Genomic DNA, 21948 nt, shown 5'->3' with positions numbered 1-21948 from the left:
ATAACAGAAAAATAATTAATTTGAATTTTATGGAAGCGCCATCAATGTGTCAAAGTAATGACGTTCAGAAAATTTATTTCTTTTTAGTATGCCATATCGATTTGCTTTTCATCGCTTCATCAGCCAGATAAACAAAAAAATACCCCGATGATTTGCGAGGATCACCAAGGTCATAATATCAAGTGATATAGGTTCGCTGATTAGGTTTCATTTTCGATAAGTTCATCTTCAGACAGATTTGAATCAATAGAATAGGTTCCGTTACTCTTAAATCCGATTTTCTTTGGAATCATCTTTTTTTCCGATTTATCAACCGTGTTGTATGATGAAATTCGCTCACGGAGCTGATGCCGATATTGCATCGCACGCATTACACGCCCGCTGAACGGTCCGGGGTTCATCGGCAATTCAATAATCTGGCCATTTGTTAAAGAAACTGCAACTTTATTCTTTTTATCCACTTCCCTCCATTGACGAACATGAATGAACGCGATCCATGCACAACGATCAGAGCGCTCGGTCATTGAGGAGATGAAGACAATTCCCAATTCCCCACATACACAAATGGGCGGCATGCTTTTATAGCCCATTTCTATGGCTATTTTTTTTCTGCCTTTATAAGTTGACCCATAGTAGCCGCATGACTTTTCAACAATTGTTTTCGGTGATTCCACGACATAATGTTCACGGGTTTCTTCAATAACCAGCGTCCCCAGACTTCCATCAGAAAAACAATAGGGAAGCAAAGCCATTGTCTCCGGACGAATAATATACTGATGCAATAGTTTCATTCACATGCCTCTTTTCTTTGTTTGCTTTTGCTGCATTGATTAAGATTGCTCACAGACAAAATCGACTCTGCATGAATTTGGAATGAACCGCCCTCGGGGGAAAGAAGAAATTCGGCGATTCTCAAAAAGGAGAGAAAAACAAAAGAGAGTATTTAGCCCTCTAGGTTTATACCTATAATTATACAATATATGTAATTGAACTCAATATTATATTTACATTATATTCTGATCTATTAAGCTATTTTCACAATTTGTTCATAAATGAACGAATACTTTCGTTCTTAATATCGTTTCTGCCCCGCATGATCATGCGAGAGCCATCCTCAAACAGGTACTCTCAGACAAGCAGTAATTGCGGAGCCTTAGTTGCGCCTTCAGTAAATTCCTTTAATTTTTTATTCTTTCTTTTTGCACACAAAAGACCCCGATGTTCTAAGACATCAGGGCCCCTTCCAAAAATAAAACGTTTATCATGCCTTTTCTCTGTAATCTTCCTTTGAGTACAAGTGCAGCTTGGTACGGCACAGCCATTCGAAAAACCAGCCGAGTGCAAATGGAAGGATAATAAAGACAAGAACAATAACCAGCAGATTGACCGCTGTTGCTCCGCCCGGCATAAAGCGAATAGCATTGATCGGTCCGACGAGTCCGGAGAATCCGAATCCAGCACTGATCGGCGTACCTTTAATTTGAAACACGGCCGCTAAAACACCAAGAACAGCCGCATTTAAAATAACCGGTACTAAAATAACCGGTTTGCGCACAATCGCCGCAATCATAATTTTTGGTGTGCCGAGCAGTGCCGACAATGTCAGTCCAATCGGGTTGACGCGCAGGCCGCCGATGAACATGCCAACCGCTGCGGCGACGACACCAAGGTTGCCCGCTCCCGATGCAATGCCGCTCATACTGATTGCTGTCGCAATCGCAACAGTCGAGATTGGTGAGACAATGATAATGGAAAAACTGACGGCAACAAGTATGCCCATCAGAATCGGCGCCAGTGCAAAATAACTGTCGACCAACTGACCGACCGCCATTGTGATTTTGCGAACATAAGGCAGAATCCAGAATCCGATACCGCCGGAAACCACACAAACGATCGTCGGTAAGACAAGTGGCGCGAATGCCTTTAACCGGTCACCGATAATCAAGACAACACCAACGGCTATACTCGCGGTCAGCAACGTGTTAATTAAGTCACCCATTCCAGTCACAAGGACACCGTTCGGCGTAAAATTTAACGCACCGGAGCCGATATAGGTTGCAGATGCCACCGAAACCATTTGAATCGGATTGAATTTGAAACGGAATGCAATCGCAGTTCCAATCAGCAGTGGCACTGCATACATGATGATTGTCACAATTTGTAAAATAAAGCCAAAAATTGGCGCGTGCGGTGCAAGCGCTTTACATATTTCGCTAAGTAAAGCCGACGGAACTAATCCAGCCACAATCCCAACGGCGAGGCCGGTCAGCACATTATTGGTGTAGGACTTAACCGTCAATCTTTCGTTTTCCATCGCATTTGTCAACTTAATGCAACCTCCATCCTTTTGTACGAGCATCCTTTATTGTTATTACCCACCCTGCAAAATATACCTGCGCCTGCTATTCTATCAAGTAATGCCGCATTTGTCGATACAACCTTTGCATCATTAAATCCGTGCACTAAAAAAGCTGCCGGAACCACAAACCTCTTGTGATTCCGGCAGCTTGCTTACTCGTTTAGAGACGGACGGGAACGTCTGCGGTAAAATAAGCGTTCGGAGGACAGGTAGACTGTATATGCGGCCACCGAGAATAAAGCAATGACTACCCCGGATGCAAGTCCCGGAGTCCGATAATTGAATCGAATGTGGTTCTCACCATCGCTGACCGGAACAATCATCATCCCGTCCGCGTCAATAATCGATACAGAAATCCCATTAACTTTTGCAGACCAGCCCTTGTCATAGGGCACACTGAAAAAAGCGAATTTATCGGTATTTGCTCGAATGTCTGCTGAAAAACCAAAACGATCACGACGGAACGAAGTCGACGATTCCTTTGCACGCTCCTGAAGATCCTGCCGATATTCAGTTTTTGTTGTCGTAAACATTTCGGACTCGGGCAGCGGCACAAGATAATTTTTTACCTTTGGTACGTCACTGTCCTTAATGACCACGGCCCGAAGCATGACCTGCGGTTTATAATCATCCGTAATATGCTGAAATTGACTTTGCGTCACATAGTAATCATAGGTAAAACCGATTGGTAAAGCATCCTTATTTTCATAAACATAGACCATCCCCGTTCCGTTATAAAAGTTTGTGTAGAGTGGGTTGCCTTCCATTTTCACCGTATTCACAAAAAATCGCTCGGAAAGCAGCGGTTTCAGCGCATACGCATCCTCCGGAATAATTGTCTTCACTCCTCTGGGCGATCCGATTGACTTGTAGAATTCAAAAATCGATCCGTTCACCATGCTTGTAAATGAATTAACGGTCGGCAGGTCCGCGACCATCGCCAAGTTCCAACCGTCGTCACTGATGCCGATACGATAGTCCTCCGTTTTCGGCAGGCGCCGTTTCAATTCCTTACCTGTTTTGACCACCGTATCCTGAATGGCCTTGCCGTCCTGATAATCATAAATGCTGTGTGTTGCAAAAATATTAAACAATCCTAATCCGGCGCAAAAGATCACGGTCAGCGCCAGAGCGGATGCATGCCAGTGTCTGGCACCGCGGAATCGCCAGACAAGATAATAGACTGTAATAAGCCCGGCAGCAGCCGCAATCAAGTAGAACAAAAACTGATCATAGTGATAAACCGCGTTCCGCTGCGTCTGGCTCCAAGGATAAAAAAGCAGGAAGGCAGCCAGAACTGCAAGTAAAGAAGCAGAAATCAACAGGCTCTTTTTCACTGGGAGTGTGTTCCTCTGTTCCAGTGCCACAGCCGACATCAAGGCCATGATCAGCACAGGCATATAAAACCAGCGCGCGTAATACGATGCATTCAGAATATAAAACAAGCTGTTCAGGAGCGGCACCCCCGCCATGGTCAGGCAGCCGAGCATCACCCGCCGCATCCAAGTTCTGCGGCCGAGCATCAGGGCAATCATCAGCACCGGACCGAACAAAGGCAAATAGGCGCTGCTCGACGAGAAATCGGACGGAAAAATTGCCGACTGATGTGGCATCAGATCCGCAGGCATGAGGAACGATTTGACAAGCTGGAGATAGCGGCTGCCGGTATAAGCAAGTGCGTTTGGTCCGTATAAGAATGAGTCCAGACGCGGGTTCTGAAGCGTAAACAGAATTGCCGGAACAAATAATAAGCTCGCCATGCCGATCCCAAGCAATCCTTCCCAGACAATTCGCGGCAGACGGCGCAGATAAAGTTTCCAATCCTCCGCCACATAACGAAGCACGTAGTAAAGAATTAAAAAGATCACTTCGCCAATGAAGAAAAAAAAGTTTAAAAAAGCGTTTAAAGCGACCGCCGCAGCGAACCATCCTTTCTTCCGATCCAGCATCAGCCGGTCAAGTCCGGCAAGAAGCATGGGGAAAAAGGCGACCACATCGTGAAAATGATTGAACATCAAATTGACCGTTGAGAATCCGGAAAAAGCGTACAGCAGTGCGCCAATCATTGCATATCTGCTGTCCGACACATAGCGGCGCATGTAACCGTACGCCGTCATCCCGGCTGCACAATACTTCAACAAAAACATCGGACCGATGACATACGGAAAAAAAGAAGATGGAAACAGCAGACTCAGCCAGAAAAACGGGCTTCCCAACGTATAAAAGCTGTAGGAAGCGATAAAATTGCTGCCAAGATCAGTCGACCAGTTCCAAAACCAATCCCCGCTCTTAATCGCATGATTGCTCAGCATATTAAACGGGATCTGCTGATAGTTGAAATCTCCGACTAATGTGAACAAGCCTTTATTGGCAATAATTGATGGAAGAAACATCATTCCGGAGGTGACAAGACAGAGCAGAAAGACTTTCATATAATTAGAATGGATGATTTTTTTCATAAACACAGAACGCATCACCATGCAGTAACTCCTTGTCTTTCATTCTCGCAAATTTGTTTGATTGATATTTTTTATTTTACAGCAGCAAAGTTTGATATAAAGTAAAAATAGTTGGAAGATTGATCGAAAAAATATTCAGTTTGACACCATATCATTCGTATGTATCGTAGAATTGTGGGATGATCATATCATAGAAACAGAGCAGAATTTTACTTTTGATTTTGTGCACTCGTTACGTAAAAAATGAATGATTGATACGAAGTGAGGCCATCACACATGAATTTTTGATATCCGACCGCTCATTGCAGAGTTAGAAATCCATCAAAACGAGGGAAACGCGCAGTCGATGGAACACTACATGCGTAGTCAATTCCTATTTTTCGGTATCAAAGCTCCGGAACGGCGCGTGATCATCCGTGATTTTATTAAAATGCATGGGTTACCTGAATCGGACCAGCTTTCATTTGTTGTCAGGCAGCTATGGAATCATCCGATGTGCGAATGCCAGACCGCTGCTGTTGATTTGCTCGTACACGCGAAAAAGCGGCTGAATGCAAATCACCTGCCGTTATTGGAATGGATGATCCTCACAAAATCATGGTGGGACACGGTTGACTTTATCGCACCTCAATGCTGCGGGCCACTCTTAAAAAAAGATCCGTATTTAACGGAACTTTATCCAGACAAATGGATTGTCGATCCAAATATCTGGCTGCGGCGTGCAGCACTATTATATCCATTGAAGTACAAGGAGACGACTGAAAAAGCGCGTTTCTGCTGAATGCAGGCTCCGATCAATTTTTTATTCAAAAAGCAATCGGCTGGGCGCTTCGCGAATATTCAAAAACAGATCCGGATGCAGTACGGCAATTCATTCAGGAACACGAACTTAAACCGTTGAGCAGTCGAGAGGGTTTAAAGTGGCTGAATCGTCATGATTGATTATAAGGAGCGTGATTATTAATGGAATGGAACGATTATGCGCTTGATAGCGTAATGCAGGAAGTAAAAAGGCGATTAATCAAGCTTCCTGATGGGGCTGAAATTCCGGTGATCGGTCAAGGTACATGGCATATGGGGAACGATCCGTTTCATCGCGCCTCGGAACAAGAAGCACTCCGCCTCGGGGTCCGTCTTGGTTTGAGTCTGATTGATACAGCGGAAATGTATGGCGAAGGGCGATCTGAATCACTCATCGGTGAATCGATCACTGACAATCGTGACCACATCTTTCTCGTAAGTAAAGCCTATCCTAATCATGCGACCCGAAAAAAACTCGCCATAGCCTGCGATCACAGCTTGAAACGGCTCGGTACCGACCATCTTGATCTTTATTTGCTGCATTGGCGCGGGGCGACACCCCTTGAAGAAACGGTTCGAGGAATGGAAGAATTGAAACAGGCCGGTAAAATTCTGCGCTGGGGCGTCTCTAACTTCGATACGAAAGATATGGAGGATCTTTGGGCGGTTCCGGACGGAAAGCATTGTGTCGTAAATCAAGTGCTCTATCATCTCGGCTCGCGCGGAATCGAATTCGAACTCCTCCCCTGGATGCGTGAACATCATGTTGCGGTTATGGCTTACTGCCCACTGGCAGAAGGCGGATCGCTTAAATCTCAATTGCTCAAAGATCCCGCTGTAATTAAAGCGGCTGCCGACCATCAGGCAACACCGCTGCAAATTCTTCTTGCCTGGGCAATTCGCAACGCTGAATCCGACGGCATTGTTGCGATTCCTAAAGCCGGCCGCTCAGAACATGTCCTGTTGAATGCTCAGGCAGCGGCAATTCGGCTGTCAGAAGAGGAGCGGCGCTCATTTGACCTCGCGTTCCCGCGTCCGTCACGCAAGCTGCCGCTGGATATTGTATGAAGGAACCATAAACGGAGACAAAAGTAGAAAACCACCGAACAATATCGGCGGCTTTCTACTTAAATGGGTTATAATAACGACTGCCGCGTTTCATTAAGATCCAAACGGAAAGGAGCAGTAGCAGAACCGTAATACCTATCGCCAAGTAGTCGCCACGTGTAAACGACCGTTCCTGATACCATGTTCGTTTCTTTTTCTTTCCAAATCGGCGCAGCTCCATTGCATTGCTGACAATCTCAATTCGGTCGAGGCTGGAAAAAATCAGCGGGATGATGATTGAAGCCGCTTGACGCATCCTGCGGCCAAACTTTGCCTTTTTGGACAAATCGACGCCTCGCGCCTGCTGTGCCTGAGCAATTTCATGATAGCTCCGCTGCACGTCCGGAATGTAGCGCAGTGTGATTGAAACTGCGTACGCAATCCGGTAGCTGACGCCGATCCGATTCAACGATGCGGCAAATTCGCTCGGTTGTGTCGTGACGATAAATAAAAGTGCAAATGGGGTAACCGCGAAATACTTGATTGTGATATTCAGTTGGTAGAAAAGCTGCTCAAGTGTCAGCGAATACCGGCCAGGCAAAGGAAAAACAACATGACTCGTTCCGTAAATGACCGTCCCTTGCTGAGGTGCAAACGCGTAAATCGCCAAATCATTGAGTAACAGAAAGATCAAGATAAATGTGAGAACAAAGGAAACCTCACGCCAATGTATTTGAGACATTTTGAAGACGATGAGGCCGACAATGAGCATAACAGCAAGAATTTGTGTATCAAACGTGCTCATAGCGATGACCGACCAGAGTATAAAGCAAATCAGCTTAGCCGCTCCTGTCAGACGGTGAATGGCAGACGTGCGTTCAATATAGCTGAGCATTCGCAGATTCATCAGCCGCGCGCCTCCCCTTCTCATCGGCAATAAAATGACGAACAAATGAAATCGGATCATGAAAATCTACCTGCTCCGCTAATTGAAAAAGCGAAGTGGTTTTCAAATTTGCGCGTTCCGCAGCTTTAGAATTCGACAGCAATTCGGCGGGCGGTTGATCGGCAATCAGTTTTCCATCCGCCATGACAAGCGCGCGATCCGTGTATTCAAGCATGAGGTGCATATCATGAGTGATCATGATCAGCGTGACACCACGGCTGCTGAGTTGTTCCAGAAAATGCATCATTTTCGTATAATGCCGATAGTCCTGTCCCGCAGTCGGTTCATCTAAGAATATTAGTTTGGGTTCAATGACTAAAATAGAAGCGATCGTCACACGCTTCTTCTGTCCGAAACTGAGTGCGGATATCGGCCAATTTCGATACGGATACAGGCCGCATATTTTCAATGTTTCATAGACACGGCGCCGTATTTCCACCGCATCGACGCCGCGCAGCCTGAGCCCGAATGCTACCTCGTCGAAAATCATATTCTGCGAAATCATTTGATTCGGATCTTGCATGATCAGGCCGACCTGCTCCGAGCGTTCCTTGATCGTCTGCTCGCCGATATCCTTGCCATCAACATAAATGGTACCCGAATCCGGCCGTTCAAGACCGCAGATCAATTTTGTAAGCGTTGACTTGCCCGCTCCGTTCTTGCCGACCAGCGCGATTCGTTCCCCTTTGCGAATCGAGAAACTGACATCTGCAAGTACCTGCTGGTCCGGCTTATAACAGAAGTTGATGTGGGAAAGCTGCAAAATCCGCTCACCCAACAGCTGCTCACGTTCCGGAATGTCATTGCTTGCCCATCGAAGCAACGACTCCCGGATACCACCCAGGCTCATTTTATCCAGACGCTCCGGATGGAGCTGCGGTGTTATTTGGATGCCGGCGCGCTTCAATGCAGTCAGGTAGAGCGGCTCGCGGATACCATACTCCTGAAGTATTTCCGAAGCCAGCAGCCGATCCGGAGACTCATCGGCAATGACCCTGCCGTCTGCAATGACCAGAATGCGGTCAAGATCAATCGCCAATACCTCTTCAAGCCGGTGTTCAATGATAATCACTGTTACGCCGGTCTCACGTTGAATTTGATCAATCAGACGCATCGTCTGTCTGCCTGAGGCGGGGTCAAGATTTGCGAGTGGCTCATCGAACAAAAGGATCGTAACCGGATCAACCAATACGCCTGCCATGGACACCCTTTGCTTCTGTCCTCCCGACAATTTCTGTGGCGACTGATTGAGAAAATGTTCCATACCTACTTTTTCAGCAGCTTTGAGAACTGCCCGCTTCATCTCGTCCAGCGGAACTGCGTCGTTCTCCAACGCGAACGCGATATCTTCACCAACGGTCAGCCCGATAAATTGGGCATCGCTGTCCTGTAAGACAGTTCCCACTTTTTTTGATAAGTCAAACAGGCTTACATCGCTCGTGTTTACATCCATCAGCGCTAATGAACCTTTGATTTCACCCTTCAAAGCATTCGGAATCAGCCCATTGATGCAATTTCCGAGCGTGCTTTTTCCCGATCCGGACGGTCCGGTGATCAAAATCCGCTCGCCCTGATGAAAATCCAGGTTGATGTCTCTTAACGAGCTGTTCTCCTGACTGTTATATTTAAAACTGAATTGTTTAAAAGAAACAACGGTTTTCTTCATAGCAGTCCTTTTCTTACCAGAATTTAAGTTAGGCTTCTTTTTTCAAGCTTCCTGCCTTCGTCCGTGTCCGAGAGTAGATCCAGATCAGCAGCGTTCCGAAAATACCGACGGTTACGATATCCAGAATTCCTGCCACAAAACCTTGAGCAAATACTTTATTTGCCGGTTCTCCATAAATGATGATGTCGAGCACGGGGGCAACAAGGAACCATCCAACCGCCTGCGTAACTACTTGAAAAGCATTAAAAATCGCGATCGATTTCCACCCGAATTCGCCTGTCGATAATTTAAGAAAATGAGAAGCGAGACCAAATCCAACACCGACAAGTGCCGAGACAACAACCCAGCTCCACCAGACACTGCCGTACTGAAGGGCATCACCAAGTGAATGACCGATTAATCCGATCAGCCCGCCGGCAACCGGTCCGTAAACGACAGCAATTAACGCAAGAAAAATATAAGCCAATTGGACCGTTGTGTTTGGAACAAAACCAACCGGGATCGAGATGTAGCGAAGAATAATAAAAATAGCTGCGCCGATACCTGCGGCGACAATCGTACGAATGGATAACCAATCTTTTTTCATCGAATCATTCCTTTTATTTAGATTAGTAGAAATAAATAAGTTCATCTGCCTTGATTGTGCTACACGATTCATGAAAAGTATAAATCAATTCAATGCGATAAAATATATTTTTTTCAAAATAATCTTATTTTTTTGGATCACCTCCTGTCGAATGATAATGTGATTATTGATCATGATCGAACACCACCTCCTTTTCGCTTGCATTTTCAGGCTTTATCAATGGATATGTGCCAGTTTGTTCCTGTGCCAATGCTGTATGCTTTTGCGAACGATCCCTGGTTAATAGCAATACCAACATTTTCAAGCGAATTGATGTAGAGCAGCGGTTCACCGATCGCCACCTCAGCAAAAGATCGTGCGAATATCATTGTATTTTTATAGACCGTACGTGTATCGTTCTTGATCTTGATCGTCAATCGATCGCTGCGTGACACATTTAATTCATGAAAAAGATGATGATCGATATTTGTCCAAAGGTTGCCGAATCGAACATCCAGTACATCAATGGTACCAATGACCTGACCGCCTTCCCGATAAGAGGGAATAATCGGCAGTTCCACAAGTGAATCTACCGAAACCGATTCGCCAAAATCGTCATAATCGATGATTCCGGAAGCAAGTTTTGCACCATTAAAAGCATAAATGTCTCTCCCAAAAAATGTGAACGATTCTCCCGCTGTCGGCAATTTGTTTGCCCGCTCATCAAAGGTGTGCGCACTTTCAATCCCCTCAATCCGCTTGATATGGGTGAGCGTTCCGTTGTCCGGAGTGATAATGTATTGATTCCGGCGCGTTCGAACAATCACACTGCGGCGTGTGGACCCTACTCCTGGATCGACAACCGATACAAACACTGTTCCCTCCGGCCAGTAATCAATGGTCTGCCGCAATCGATAGGAAGCTTCCCAAATGTTGTATTGCGGGATATCATGCGTCAGATCATATATTTTCAACTTCTGATCAACTGAGTTCGCTACCCCGTACATCGCGCAGACCGCTCCGTCTGCAAGTCCGAAATCCGTTTGAAACACAAGTGCTCTACTCATTTCAATCACCTTTCCTTTTACCCTATTCTTAACTTTTAAACAGTCAAAAACCCCCATCCTTAATCGAATGACTAAGGACGGGGGTTGTTCCGCGGTACCACCTTGTTTTACCGGACACTCACATGACCGGTCTCAGCGAGTACATCCGCACAAAGGCGCTATACTCCGGTTTTTACAACAAGAACCTTAACTCGTCACAACTTACTTCGGCAAACAGCCGTCGTTCGGTCATGCAGCTCAGAGGCCATGTTCAAGGCTTGTTTTTGTTCCTTTTCACCAACCGGAACTCTCTGTGGAAAAACGTCGCACTCTACTTCTTCTCTTCATCGCTTTTTTTATTTTTGTATATCCTATTATTAGTTGTCTTCATTCACTTGTCAAGCATAACATTATGCTTTTGAATGTTTTACATGATGAAACAATTGCGGCATGCGTAAATGCTTCATTGATTCACGCTTCAAATGAAGATGGATGCAGTGATCAAAGAACAGGATAAAATAGCCCATGCATAGAAAACTGATTGCCGTACCGAAATTAATTCCCAGCAGCTGATGGCGGAAAAGACCGACCGATAAACCCAATGCAAGAGGAATGCCAAGTGAAATACGCTGGGCAAGAACCACATTGCCCTTCAGGTATTTCTCACGCAAGATTTTAAGCAAATCATCAAAAGGATGCAGCACCAGGTTGACCTGAAAATAGATGGACAGCGCCGCGGCAATGCAAAGAACGCCTAATACACAAACAACAGTGCGAAGCACCCATCCATTTACCGTCACCGACTGCATAACAAAGAGCCATGCATCGATTAAATAGCCGAAGGACAGCATGTAGAGAAAATTAAACACATCCTTGATTCCATTCCAATGCCGTCTGAGAAGATCATCTGCGATCAGAACGATAATGCCCATAATAATCAGGACATTGCCCACCGTCAAGCCTGTAGCATTCGAAATATTGATGCTCGCCGCCGTCCATGGTGCCGAACCGAACGCTGCCTTCACCGTCAGTGCATTCCCGAACGCATTCAAGAATACGGAAAGAATCAGCCAAAACACACCTTTTGCCATTACTTGTCATTCCTCCATCAAAGCTGTCATGTCGCTTTCACCGCCACGCACGTCAAGTCGTCTGTTCCTTTTTCACCGTCTGTCAAACGTCCATCCTCGTTATACAACCGATTGCGTGAACACGCATTTTTTATGCTTCATGCCATTCAGAAACCTGAACAAAGTACAAACTTTTCGTACTCACATTCTATCAAGTTCTTTCTAAAAATGTAACCACCAATTTTCATGAAAGTGTATTAAATAAACAGCGAGGAAAAAAGCATTCACTTTTCCTCGCCGCAAGTACTGTCATTCTATGCAATTGGGTTTTGATAATCGCTTAGACACTCATTTATTTTTCAAGATTTCCAAGTTCGGCCATTGCATCCGCATAGATTTCCGACGCCAGCAGCAGATCGTCTACTTTGACATGTTCATCCACCTGGTGACCGGTGTACGGATAGCCCGGCATGCAGGCGCCGAACGCAACCCCTGCGTCAAGATACTGCGCGTAAGTACCGCCTCCGCTGGTGAGCAGTTCGACATTCTTCAGACCCATATGCTTTTCATAAACATTCTTCAAAATTTGCACGGCCGGATGCTTTGGGTCCATGTACAGCGGTTTGCTTGTTCCAAGTTCGCCAATGGACAGACCGAGCTTTTCTACAGAAGCTGTGAGTGTCTTGGTTAATTCATCCAATGAGGCTTTGATCGGGCAGCGAATATCGAGCGAGACGGTGCCGCCCGCTTCTCCAAAGCGGATCACGCCGACGTTCACGGTCAGTTCACCGGAAACGTCGTCATGGTACTTGATTCCAAGGCGTTCGCCGCCAAAATCATTAGTCAACGTATCAGCGAGCAGATCAATAAACGCCTGTTCAGTTGGAATAAGCGGCAGTTCTTTTAAAGCCGCGGCGAGCAGAAATGCCGCATTGACACCGCCCGCTGGTTCCGAGCCGTGTGCCGATTGGCCTTTTACAGTCAGCTTTATTCCCTGTTCTGTATTTTCCACAGTGAGCGGTACTTTTTTTGCTTTAAGTTCAGCTTGCGCATGTGCAGACCACTTTTCTGCTTCTGTACCGGCCAAAATAGCATAGGCATGATCCGGCACCATGTTAATCCGCTCGCCCGAGTAGAAGGAGCTGATATGCACCGGAGCGTCACCGACAGTCTGCGGAAGCTTGATCCACGCACGAATTTGGCCTTTTTCAGCAAAAATCAGTGGAAATTCGGCATCAGGAGCAAAACCGAACAGCGACATCGGTTCCAACTCATTATACTTTTGCATGCATGCACAGCCGCTCTCTTCGTCTGTTCCGATGACTAGGCGAATTCGATTCTTAATCGGCGCGCCGGATTCCTTCAGCGCTTTGAGTGCGTAATAAGCAGCCATCGTCGGTCCTTTGTCATCAATTGCTCCGCGCGCGTAGAGGGTCCCGTTTTCCACGTGTGCGGTAAACGGATCATGCGCCCATTTGCCGGTCGCAGGAACGACATCCACATGACCAAGCACGGCGATGTAATCCTCCGCATCTTCCGGACCGTACTCAATGTAGCCGGCGTATCCTTGAAGCATTTTTGTGCGAAACCCATCCCTGTCGCCCATTTCCAATATTTTTTCCAATGCAGCGAGCGGCCCCGGTCCGAATGGAGCGCCCTCCTTTGCCTGACTTGCATCCTTCGTGCTCGGAATCGAAATGAGCGCGGAGAGATCTTCCAAAAACGCATCTTTATTTGATTTCACGTTCACTTGGCTCATTGTTAACCGTCCTTTTTATCAAATAGTTGCCTGTTCGCAAAGTATTCAAGCGATAATCCTTTGACGCGAACAGCTCATCTATTAAGCATTCTAGCACAAAGCAGTAAACAAGGAAAAATTCGGAAACGTATCTTGTGCTGCTTTGCAGCAAATCAAAATTGGTTTAATCATTATTTTGTAGTACAGACATGGTGCGCAATATTGACATGGACTGAATGAATCAGGTTTCTTAACAGAGGGGGCAAGAGTTGGAATTACATTAACGCCTTAATAAAGTTTCCAACGAATCAGCCACCGAACGCCACGCTGATGACGACGGATCAATAATCTTAAAATGATCTGCTTCCGGACACACGATCAAACCGGCCCTATCACCCCATTCAATAGCCTTTCGATGATAGTTAACACTCAATTCAACTGGAACATCGCAATCAAGTTCACCATGAACTAAAACTTGCTTAATATGCATAGGCAATAATTCATAAGGTGAAGCGAAGCAATAGCGCTCAGGTACTTCATGTGGAGTTCCACCCATAAAAGAAGCTACGGGACTACTAATCCCCTTCTTGATATCACTTTCCCACATTTTTTGTAAATCCGAAACCCCTGCCAGACTTAGGACACCTTTAATTGGAATCTGCAAAACATTGCCCATTTCATCCGCCTCAGTCTTACCAAGTCGAGATGCTAACCAAAGAGCTAAATGTCCTCCCGCTGAATGTCCGAGAATAATCACACGAAATATATCAAGTGGGTACCGTTCTACAAGCTTGTTCAAATGATTAACAGCATCCACGACATCATGAAATGTCCCTGTCCACCCTCCCCCGTCTTCTCCTACACGACGGTACTCAATATTCCAAGTAGCGTAACCACGTTGAACTAAATCTTCATCAAGAGGGTCAACTTCTTCAAGACCGTATTTTGATTTCCAGAATCCCCCATGAATCGTAACAACGACAGGACAACGCCCGGTCAACTTGGGAACACGTAATACGCCAAATTGTGATTGGGCATCTCCATATGCTAGATGAACAGGAGAACCAACTGTCAATGTAGCCACCCCTTTCTTATTACTGTTATCTATTAAACATTTTCCACTTACTACGAAACTAAAAAGATGACAAATCGTTTCCCAATTATTCTTAATTAATGAGCCATAGATTATAATTGTGGGGCGCTGTGTAAAATTTCAGCCAATGAAAAAGCGGATAAAAAACGCCCGGTTCTTACTTCCGCAGGAGGCCGTGGCTTTCGCGTTGCGTGCAGGACGTACTTTCACAGAACGTGATGGCTTTCGCTCCAAATGCGGTTTTGAATCATCAACCTTGAACAGACATTTCTATTTCATAAATCACTTTGGTTCTTCATTAAGTAACGAAATATAAACGGAGATTTTCCAGTTATTTCGCAGATTGGACGCTTACCTGATCACCCAACTAATCTTATGATCTTGTCGTCATATCAACAGTCCAAAATGCTAAACTTTCTTATCTTATTAGAAAACTTGGCTTCGCCAAGCCTCTGACGAAGGCGAAGACTTAGTTGCACTATTTTCCTTAAATTTATATACTTTCTTATAATATTAGAAAAACCGGGCAAAAAACGCCTAGTCCTCTGCGGCCGCTCGGGACGCGACTTGGATTCTCAATCTTATTCCTGAGCGACACTTCAGCTGCTCGCTTGCCGCAGGCAGTCCAAGAGCCTCCTCAGACAGGCTGAGATCTGCGGGGTCTCCTTTTGGCCTGCACTCCCGCAGGCGTCTCGCGCTTACGTATCTGGAATGAACTTAGTGTTCAAATGCCGCTCAGCTTGCATCTATTTTATCCGCGCACCTGTGAACAATTCGCTTCGATGTCTCCCCACTTCATGTACTTGCGGTCAATGTCCTCTTCAATCAGTTGACTGCCGATCTGTACCTCAATCAATTCGAGTGCTTCATCGGCTTTAATCGCATGAAGTGTTTCTGCTGTAACGATGACAACATCGCCAGGCCTGATCGAACGGATCACGCCGTTTTCCGCATAACGGCCGTTTCCTTTGATAATCGTCCATACTTCCTTGCGCATGTGATGGCAATGATAGCTGAGGTTCACGCCTTCTTTGATCACGATCTTTTTAGTCAGTACTTCTTCATTATTAACCGAGTAACGTGAATAATCGAGAACGCGATAGGAACCCCATTGGCGTTCTTCATACATCGGACGCTGATCAAAGCCCTTCATCACTTCTTTAATGCGCGGACTCTGTTCCTTATCCGATACGAGGATGCCGTCCGGGCTGACCGCAACAACCGCATTGGAAACACCGAGTACTGTAACCGGCAGATCAAGTTCATTAATCAAATTTGTGTTTTCCGAATCGTCGCTGATGATGCCTTTGCCGATCTGCTTGGTTGCCATCTCTTCCGTCAGCGTATTCCAAGTACCGAGATCCTTCCAAAAACCGTCATACGGAAGCGCGACAATGTTCTTCGCTTTTTCCACAACCGCATAATCAAAGCTGATTTTCGGCAGCTTGGTGAACTGCTGTGAAAGCTCCTCATAGTTGAATGGCAGACCAAGTGATTCCAAAATAGAAATGACATAGTTCAAACGGAATGCAAACACACCGCAATTCCAGAGAGCGGAATCTTTAATTAGCATCTTCGCCAGCTCCGCATTTGGTTTTTCAGTGAAGTGGTCGACTTTAATAAACGCTTTATTCGCACCTTTAACGGGAACGATATAGCCATATTTTTCCGACGGATAGGTTGGTTTGACACCCATCAGTGCCAGATCGGCCTTCGTTTCACCGAGCAAATTTTCCAGATCAAGGATACGCTTAAAAAAGGCGGTGTCGACGTAAGGATCGACTGGGAGCACAGCCACCGCATCATCAAGTGATGTGTCCATCATTGTATAGAGATAGGCAGCGGCAAGTGCAATAGCCGGAAAAGTATCCCGACGTTCCGGTTCAACAATTAAGGGCACGTCTTTGCCAAGCTGGCTTTCAAGCATTTCCACCTGACCTTTTCCGGTGGCGATCACTGTTGACTTTCCAAGTCCCACTTCTTTCAGCTGGCCGAACACTCGCTGAACCATTGAAGACAGCTTATTATCCTGGTCTTCAAGGACTCTCAAAAATTGTTTGGATCGCGCATCATTAGACAATGGCCATAGTCGTTTCCCTGACCCGCCCGACAACAGAACAAAACGCATATTCATCTCTCCTCATAATCTTTTATCTGCATAGACTGAGCCGCTATAAAAATTCACATCATTCATCGTTTTTCACGCAAACGCTCATGACAATAAAAAAAATTTGCCATAGCTTCATTATGACACTAAAAGGAAATGACAATCAATATGCTATCGGTCACATCGCTTACTTTGATCCCGTACGGATTCGATTCATTAAGTATCTCCCCGTTAGACTCTGCGAATTTTTCGCAACCTGTTCTGGAGTTCCTTCTGCAACAATTTTCCCTCCGAACGGACCGCCGCCGGGTCCGAGATCGACGACGTAGTCGCAATTCGCAATCAAATCAGGATCATGGTCGATCAGAATAACCGTCGAATCCTCAGCCATCAAACGATCCAATACACCAAGCAGCGTCTCAATATTTTGTGGATGCAATCCTGTCGACGGTTCATCAAGCACATAGAGCGTTCCCGGATGATGTTTCTGCAGCTCACCGGCAAGTTTCATACGCTGCGCCTCCCCGCCTGAAAGCCCCGGTGTCGATTCACCAAGTCGCAAATAACCAAGACCGACGCTTTGGAGCAGACGGAGCGGTTCGGCTAATTCAGGAACATTTGCAAAAAAGGCAGCGGCTTCATCAATGTTCATTGCCAATACATCGGCAATCGACTTGCCGTGAATTTTAACCGTCAAAGTTTCCTGTTCGTAACGCGTGCCGCCGCAATGCGGACAGCAGACGCGCTGCTCCGGCAGATACTGCATGTCAAGCGCCATTTCCCCCCGGCCTTCACAAACCGGGCAGCGACCACCTTTCACATTAAATGAAAAATAACCGGCAGCCCATTTCTTGCCTGCCTCCGCCGCAGCTTTGGCATACAGAGCGCGAATCAGATCAAAAATTCCTGTATAGGTCGCCGGAGTGGAACGTGCATTGCGGCCGATCGGTGCCGCATCAACAATGAGAATACGTCGGATTTCGGTCGCGCCGGCCAAATGGCTGACCGATATCGGCAAATCCGTTTTATTAAGATGGGCACGGATCGCCGGAACGAGCGCTCCCTGAACCATTGCCGTCTTTCCCGCTCCGGAAACACCGGTCACTGCTGTCATTCGATTAAGTGGAAAGCGCGCCGTTACATCATGAAGGTTGTGGAGATCATGAACGCTTATCTCCACAAAAGACTGATTCCGCTTAATCGATCGTCGTTTTCGGCCATGTACAACGCGGCGTCCTGATAAATAGTTGCCGGTCAATGAATCCGGCATGTGTGCCACCTGATTCGGTGTTCCCTCGGCAACGACCTGTCCGCCCTGTTCGCCGGCTTGCGGTCCCATCTCGATCATGTAATCGGCTCCGCGAATGATTTCCAAGTTGTGATCCACGACAACCAGACTGTTGCCGTTCGTGACCATCCGCCGCATGACTCGCTGCAAACCGGCCACATTTGCTGGATGCAAACCGACAGAGGGTTCATCAAGTACATAAAGAATGCCTGTTGAATGGCTTTTCGACATGTTAAGCAATTCAAGCCGCTGCCGTTCTCCCGTTGAAAGGGTCGCGCCGGAACGATCCAGCGTTAAATAGCCGATTTCAAGCTCCAGTATCGGAGCAATTTCGCGGCGCATCTCCTCCGCCAGCTTCTTTGCGACAGGCTGAAGCGACGCTTCCAAATAGTTCGATAAATCATCTGTAAAATTCTTCAGTTCATCAATCGTTAATGCCGCAGCCTCTGCGATGGACAGCCCGCACAGCCGCGTGAGCAGCGCTTCCGGTCGCAGACGTATTCCATGGCAATGATCACATCGCCGCACACTTAGAAATTTTTTCATGCGTGCATACCGGGTCTGATTGCGGTCGCCGGCGAGCAATTGCCGCACCGCTTCAACAGCATTGTCGTAGGTAAACGTGATCGGATATTCCTCGCCTGTTTCACGGTTGTGAAACGTCAGCGGACGCTTTGTCTGTTTGCCATGAAGGACAATCTCGCGCTCCTTATCGCTCAGCTCCCTCCATGGCACATCAATGCGCACACCAAGCTGCGCAACCAGACGCACCGTATAGCCTCGGCCTGCCGCGCGCCACGAAGCCACTGCGCCTTGTCGAATCGTTTTATTGGCATCTGCGATCACAAGTGCCGGGTCTACTTCCGCGCGTTCACCGAGTCCGCCGCATACAGGACACGCACCAAGCGCAGAATTGAATGAAAATGCTTCGGCGCTTGGCAAAGGAAACGATGCACTGCATTCCGGGCACACACATGCTTCATTTAAAATAGCCGTCAGAGACGGAGGAACCCTATGTCCATTGGGACATTGATGTGTGCCCAATCGAGAAAACATAAGTCTCAGGAGATTATAAATCTCCGTTATGGTTCCGACCGTACTGCGGCGACCGAGCAGCGGAGGACGCTGGCGCAGGGCAAGCGCAGGTGGAAGAAATTCAATCTTTTCTGCATCTGCACGCTCCATCTGATGAAGCTTGCGCCGTGTGAACGCCGACAGTCCTTCGAGATAACGGCGGCTGCCTTCAGCATAGAGAACCCCCATTGCAAGTGAGGATTTTCCCGATCCCGAAACACCGGCGATTACAACCTGTTGACGTAGCGGTATCTGAACAGTCACATCCTTTAAATTATGGGTACACGCGTGGTCTATGTTAATCGTTTGTGGCAAATTTTCTTTCCGTAAGTGCATAAGTAAACGTAATGGGCAGCGGATCACGTCTCTGCGACTCCGCATTCACTCATCCTTCCTCCCATCAAAAAATTGATTTTGTTTTCATTATACCGTTATTTAACTGCGCTCACCCATTGAGCGCGGCTTGGTACGGCATATCTTTTTCCGCACAAAAAAGCGCGTCGGAATGACCGGCACGTCTTAGCTTTTTCATTTTATGAAATTGTTTCTTTCTTTAATTGAACAGCGTTTTTCCAGGCTCCGAATAACTGCCGGACTGTCCTGCCAGTCATTCCTTTCCACGGCAGCTTCGGAATCATCGAGGAGCCATCACCGACAGCGCATGCCCCGACACTTAGAAAGTTCGTACAATTTGATACATTGATGTCACCCGCAACCAGCAGCGGAATTTCACTGAGCGGACCGTGAAGACTTTTAATAAAACCAGCACCGACGTAAAAGTCCGAAAAATCACGTTTGATTAAGCTGCCTCTAAAGACTCCATCGTAATCTCAATCGTATGAAAGCACCTTGCTGCAACAAAGGGCACACAGAAACAACAAATGCAGCTGTTTCCTTACGAAATAAGGGCACAATATAAGGGCACAATCATTCCTCCTCCGCGATTCTCTTATTTCCCAACAATGATCTCTTTGTTTGCACCGAGTGGATCATTATCTGAAGAAATGTTTTTCCCCGCCTTTACGATTACGGTGAAAATCACGGCGATGCCTAAAGAAACAGCCATAAACATGTAAGAAGCTGAGAATCCACCGGTTACCCCATTTAAGAAACCGACAAAGTAAGCGCCCACAAAAGAACCAAGCGCACCCATACTATTAATCAGAGCCATCGCTCCTCCTGCCACATTTTGCGGAAGCAGTTCAGGAACAATGGCGAAAAACGGTCCGTAAGGCGCATACATGGCACCGCCGGCAATGACCATTAACGAAAAAGAAATCCAAAAATGTGACGGACCGATAAGATATGAGGCATAAAATGCCAACCCGCCGACGAACAGGAACGGCCAAACAAATAGTTTTCGATTCAACAATTTATCTGAAAAATACGAGGAAACGACCATTAAAATAGCTGCCAGCAAATAAGGAGCGGAGGAGAGCCAGCCCGTTTCTACGATACTGATGTTTGGCGCCGATTTAATAATCGACGGAAGCCACATGACAAAACCATAGACGCCGATGCTCCAAAAAAAATATTGCAGACACAGATAAATGACATTCTTTTGCTTAAAAGCTGCCCGATAATTCGGTACCGATTTAAAGCCTTTTTGTTCGTCGGCCAGAACTTGCTTCAATGCCTGTTTTTCATGATTCTCAAGCCATTTTGCTTCATTCGGTTTGTCATCAACCAGTTTCCACCAAATGAATGCCCATAAAACAGATGGCAGTCCTTCGATAATAAACATCCAGCGCCAGCCAAAGCTGTTTAATAGATAACCGGATACAACCGACATCCAAAGCACTGTAATCGGGTTGCCTAAAATTAAAAACGTATTTGCCCGCGAACGTTCTTCATTCGTGAACCAATGGCTGAGGAAGATCAGCATAGCCGGCATGATCGCCGCTTCAACAATGCCGAGCAAAAAGCGAATCACAAGCAGCATATAGATGTTTGTGACGATACCAATTAAACTCGCTAGGGTCCCCCATGTAATCAGCGACCAGAAAACAAGTTTTTTTGCACTTCTTTTCTCTGCATAGCCGGCGCTTGGCACCTGAAAGAAAAAATAACCGAGAAAAAAGAGAGCACCAAGCAACGAGGACATACTTGCGGTAATATTCAGATCATGCGCCATACCTGAGGCAGCACCAAAACTGTAATTTGCTCGATCAAGATATGCGAGACTGTACGTGAAGAAGACAATAGGAATTAATCGAGCCCAGCGGACGGACGGCAAGCCATTACTTTTCATGGAATAGACCTCTTTCCTTATTTAAGGTTTTGTCGTTATATGCTGATTAAATGCCCAAACTATCTGTTAACGATTACCCGAACTGTCCTTTTCATTACTGCCATGCACCTTGATCTGTTTTTATTATTTCTATATATTCATTGGTAATGTACCAACCGGTTCAACGTGTTTTGACTTGTTAAATCGTTCTCTAATTCTTGACACAGGGGACAAACAGCCCCTCGCATACCGCAATTCATCAAAACAGTTCCATATGCTCCAGAAACAAATTTGCAATAAAAATCTTTTTTAGCGATTTTATAGATAGCGCTTACATTTTGTTGTTGGCTGAAGGATGTCTCGTTCCTCTCTGATCCAAGAAAAAAGACATCCCTCAATTTAACTAAATCGATTAATTAATGAATCATTTGACACTTTGCAATGTTCTTCTTTAATACA

General features: G+C 46.2%; 16 protein-coding genes and 1 other annotated feature. Of the genes, 3 read left to right on the top strand and 13 right to left on the bottom strand.

Translation table 11 applies throughout. The features are described from left to right. Nucleotides 1–200: 200 nt before the first annotated feature. The 3 genes from NIE88_RS14245 to NIE88_RS14235 form a co-directional block, all read right to left on the bottom strand. Nucleotides 201–791, bottom strand: a complete 591-nt coding sequence (locus NIE88_RS14245; RefSeq protein WP_253063100.1) for a competence protein ComK — start codon at nucleotides 789–791, stop codon at nucleotides 201–203. Between the two features lie 470 nt (nucleotides 792–1261). Then, entirely contained in the window at nucleotides 1262–2326 is a 1065-nt protein-coding gene (locus NIE88_RS14240; protein WP_253063098.1) for a PTS sugar transporter subunit IIC, read from the bottom strand. Nucleotides 2327–2511: 185 nt separating this feature from the next. Then, the gene (locus tag NIE88_RS14235; RefSeq protein ID WP_253063097.1) at nucleotides 2512–4839 is read right to left on the bottom strand and encodes a YfhO family protein; all 2328 of its coding nucleotides are present in this window, start codon (nucleotides 4837–4839) and stop codon (nucleotides 2512–2514) included. A 325-nt stretch (nucleotides 4840–5164) separates the two neighbouring features. Between NIE88_RS14235 and NIE88_RS14230 the strand changes: the two genes are divergently transcribed. Genes NIE88_RS14230 through NIE88_RS14220 form a run of 3 tightly spaced genes read left to right on the top strand, consistent with a single transcriptional unit; the run spans nucleotide 5165 to nucleotide 6687 of the window. After that, a complete protein-coding gene (locus tag NIE88_RS14230) occupies nucleotides 5165–5599 on the top strand; it encodes a DNA alkylation repair protein (RefSeq protein ID WP_253063095.1) in 435 nt (144 codons plus the stop codon). Beyond that, entirely contained in the window at nucleotides 5593–5760 is a 168-nt protein-coding gene (locus tag NIE88_RS14225) for a DNA alkylation repair protein (RefSeq protein WP_309247042.1), read from the top strand. The genes NIE88_RS14230 and NIE88_RS14225 overlap by 7 nt, the downstream gene beginning before the upstream one ends. A 21-nt stretch (nucleotides 5761–5781) precedes the next feature. Further along, a complete protein-coding gene (locus tag NIE88_RS14220; RefSeq protein ID WP_253063093.1) occupies nucleotides 5782–6687 on the top strand; it encodes an aldo/keto reductase in 906 nt (301 codons plus the stop codon). A 55-nt stretch (nucleotides 6688–6742) separates the two neighbouring features. On the opposite strand, the gene NIE88_RS14215 is transcribed toward NIE88_RS14220, so the two are convergent. The 10 genes from NIE88_RS14215 to NIE88_RS14170 form a co-directional block, all read right to left on the bottom strand. Continuing rightward, nucleotides 6743–7573: an energy-coupling factor transporter transmembrane component T family protein gene (locus tag NIE88_RS14215; RefSeq protein ID WP_253063091.1), complete on the bottom strand. Its 831-nt coding sequence runs from the start codon at nucleotides 7571–7573 to the stop codon at nucleotides 6743–6745. After that, the gene (locus NIE88_RS14210) at nucleotides 7545–9278 is read right to left on the bottom strand and encodes an ABC transporter ATP-binding protein (protein ID WP_253063089.1); all 1734 of its coding nucleotides are present in this window, start codon (nucleotides 9276–9278) and stop codon (nucleotides 7545–7547) included. The genes NIE88_RS14215 and NIE88_RS14210 overlap by 29 nt, the downstream gene beginning before the upstream one ends. Before the next feature lie 28 nt (nucleotides 9279–9306). After that, nucleotides 9307–9864, bottom strand: coding sequence for an ECF-type riboflavin transporter substrate-binding protein (locus NIE88_RS14205; RefSeq protein WP_253063087.1), 558 nt, complete (start codon nucleotides 9862–9864; stop codon nucleotides 9307–9309). Nucleotides 9865–10070: 206 nt separating this feature from the next. Continuing rightward, nucleotides 10071–10910: an SAM hydrolase/SAM-dependent halogenase family protein gene (locus tag NIE88_RS14200; RefSeq protein WP_253063085.1), complete on the bottom strand. Its 840-nt coding sequence runs from the start codon at nucleotides 10908–10910 to the stop codon at nucleotides 10071–10073. A gap of 70 nt (nucleotides 10911–10980) precedes the next feature. Continuing rightward, nucleotides 10981–11246: a binding site (T-box leader), on the bottom strand. A 53-nt stretch (nucleotides 11247–11299) separates the two neighbouring features. After that, complete coding sequence (locus tag NIE88_RS14195) at nucleotides 11300–11980, bottom strand: YczE/YyaS/YitT family protein (RefSeq protein ID WP_253063083.1); 681 nt, start codon at nucleotides 11978–11980, stop codon at nucleotides 11300–11302. A 331-nt stretch (nucleotides 11981–12311) separates the two neighbouring features. Next, on the bottom strand, nucleotides 12312–13718 hold the full coding sequence (gene pepV, locus NIE88_RS14190) for a dipeptidase PepV (RefSeq protein ID WP_253063081.1): 1407 nt from the start codon (nucleotides 13716–13718) through the stop codon (nucleotides 12312–12314). A gap of 259 nt (nucleotides 13719–13977) precedes the next feature. Next, nucleotides 13978–14772, bottom strand: a complete 795-nt coding sequence (locus NIE88_RS14185) for an alpha/beta hydrolase family protein (RefSeq protein ID WP_253063079.1) — start codon at nucleotides 14770–14772, stop codon at nucleotides 13978–13980. Between the two features lie 769 nt (nucleotides 14773–15541). After that, complete coding sequence (locus tag NIE88_RS14180; protein WP_253063077.1) at nucleotides 15542–16918, bottom strand: sugar phosphate nucleotidyltransferase; 1377 nt, start codon at nucleotides 16916–16918, stop codon at nucleotides 15542–15544. Nucleotides 16919–17084: 166 nt separating this feature from the next. Next, nucleotides 17085–19640, bottom strand: a complete 2556-nt coding sequence (locus NIE88_RS14175; protein WP_253063075.1) for an AAA family ATPase — start codon at nucleotides 19638–19640, stop codon at nucleotides 17085–17087. A 568-nt stretch (nucleotides 19641–20208) separates the two neighbouring features. Further along, on the bottom strand, nucleotides 20209–21510 hold the full coding sequence (locus NIE88_RS14170; protein WP_253063073.1) for an MFS transporter: 1302 nt from the start codon (nucleotides 21508–21510) through the stop codon (nucleotides 20209–20211). Between the last annotated feature and the right edge of the window lie 438 nt (nucleotides 21511–21948).

It is taken from the genome of Sporolactobacillus shoreicorticis (genome assembly GCF_024125445.1).
Classification (GTDB): Bacteria; Bacillota; Bacilli; order Bacillales; family Sporolactobacillaceae; genus Sporolactobacillus; species Sporolactobacillus shoreicorticis.
The sequence above is the reverse complement of the archived record's forward strand: the minus strand, read 5'-3'. Positions and strand labels throughout refer to the sequence as shown.

What these genes read in the sequence shown, in the direction of transcription:
- NIE88_RS14245 (WP_253063100.1), bottom strand. Translation starts at nt 791, where the DNA reads ATGAAACTATTGCATCAGTATATTATTCGTCCGGAGACAATGGCTTTG.
- NIE88_RS14235 (WP_253063097.1), bottom strand. Translation starts at nt 4,839, where the DNA reads ATGGTGATGCGTTCTGTGTTTATGAAAAAAATCATCCATTCTAATTAT.
- NIE88_RS14230 (WP_253063095.1), top strand. Translation starts at nt 5,165, where the DNA reads ATGGAACACTACATGCGTAGTCAATTCCTATTTTTCGGTATCAAAGCT.
- NIE88_RS14220 (WP_253063093.1), top strand. Translation starts at nt 5,782, where the DNA reads ATGGAATGGAACGATTATGCGCTTGATAGCGTAATGCAGGAAGTAAAA.
- NIE88_RS14215 (WP_253063091.1), bottom strand. Translation starts at nt 7,573, where the DNA reads ATGAATCTGCGAATGCTCAGCTATATTGAACGCACGTCTGCCATTCAC.
- NIE88_RS14210 (WP_253063089.1), bottom strand. Translation starts at nt 9,278, where the DNA reads ATGAAGAAAACCGTTGTTTCTTTTAAACAATTCAGTTTTAAATATAAC.
- NIE88_RS14205 (WP_253063087.1), bottom strand. Translation starts at nt 9,864, where the DNA reads ATGAAAAAAGATTGGTTATCCATTCGTACGATTGTCGCCGCAGGTATC.
- NIE88_RS14200 (WP_253063085.1), bottom strand. Translation starts at nt 10,910, where the DNA reads ATGAGTAGAGCACTTGTGTTTCAAACGGATTTCGGACTTGCAGACGGA.
- NIE88_RS14195 (WP_253063083.1), bottom strand. Translation starts at nt 11,980, where the DNA reads ATGGCAAAAGGTGTGTTTTGGCTGATTCTTTCCGTATTCTTGAATGCG.
- pepV (WP_253063081.1), bottom strand. Translation starts at nt 13,718, where the DNA reads ATGAGCCAAGTGAACGTGAAATCAAATAAAGATGCGTTTTTGGAAGAT.
- NIE88_RS14180 (WP_253063077.1), bottom strand. Translation starts at nt 16,918, where the DNA reads ATGCGTTTTGTTCTGTTGTCGGGCGGGTCAGGGAAACGACTATGGCCA.
- NIE88_RS14175 (WP_253063075.1), bottom strand. Translation starts at nt 19,640, where the DNA reads ATGCGGAGTCGCAGAGACGTGATCCGCTGCCCATTACGTTTACTTATG.
- NIE88_RS14170 (WP_253063073.1), bottom strand. Translation starts at nt 21,510, where the DNA reads ATGAAAAGTAATGGCTTGCCGTCCGTCCGCTGGGCTCGATTAATTCCT.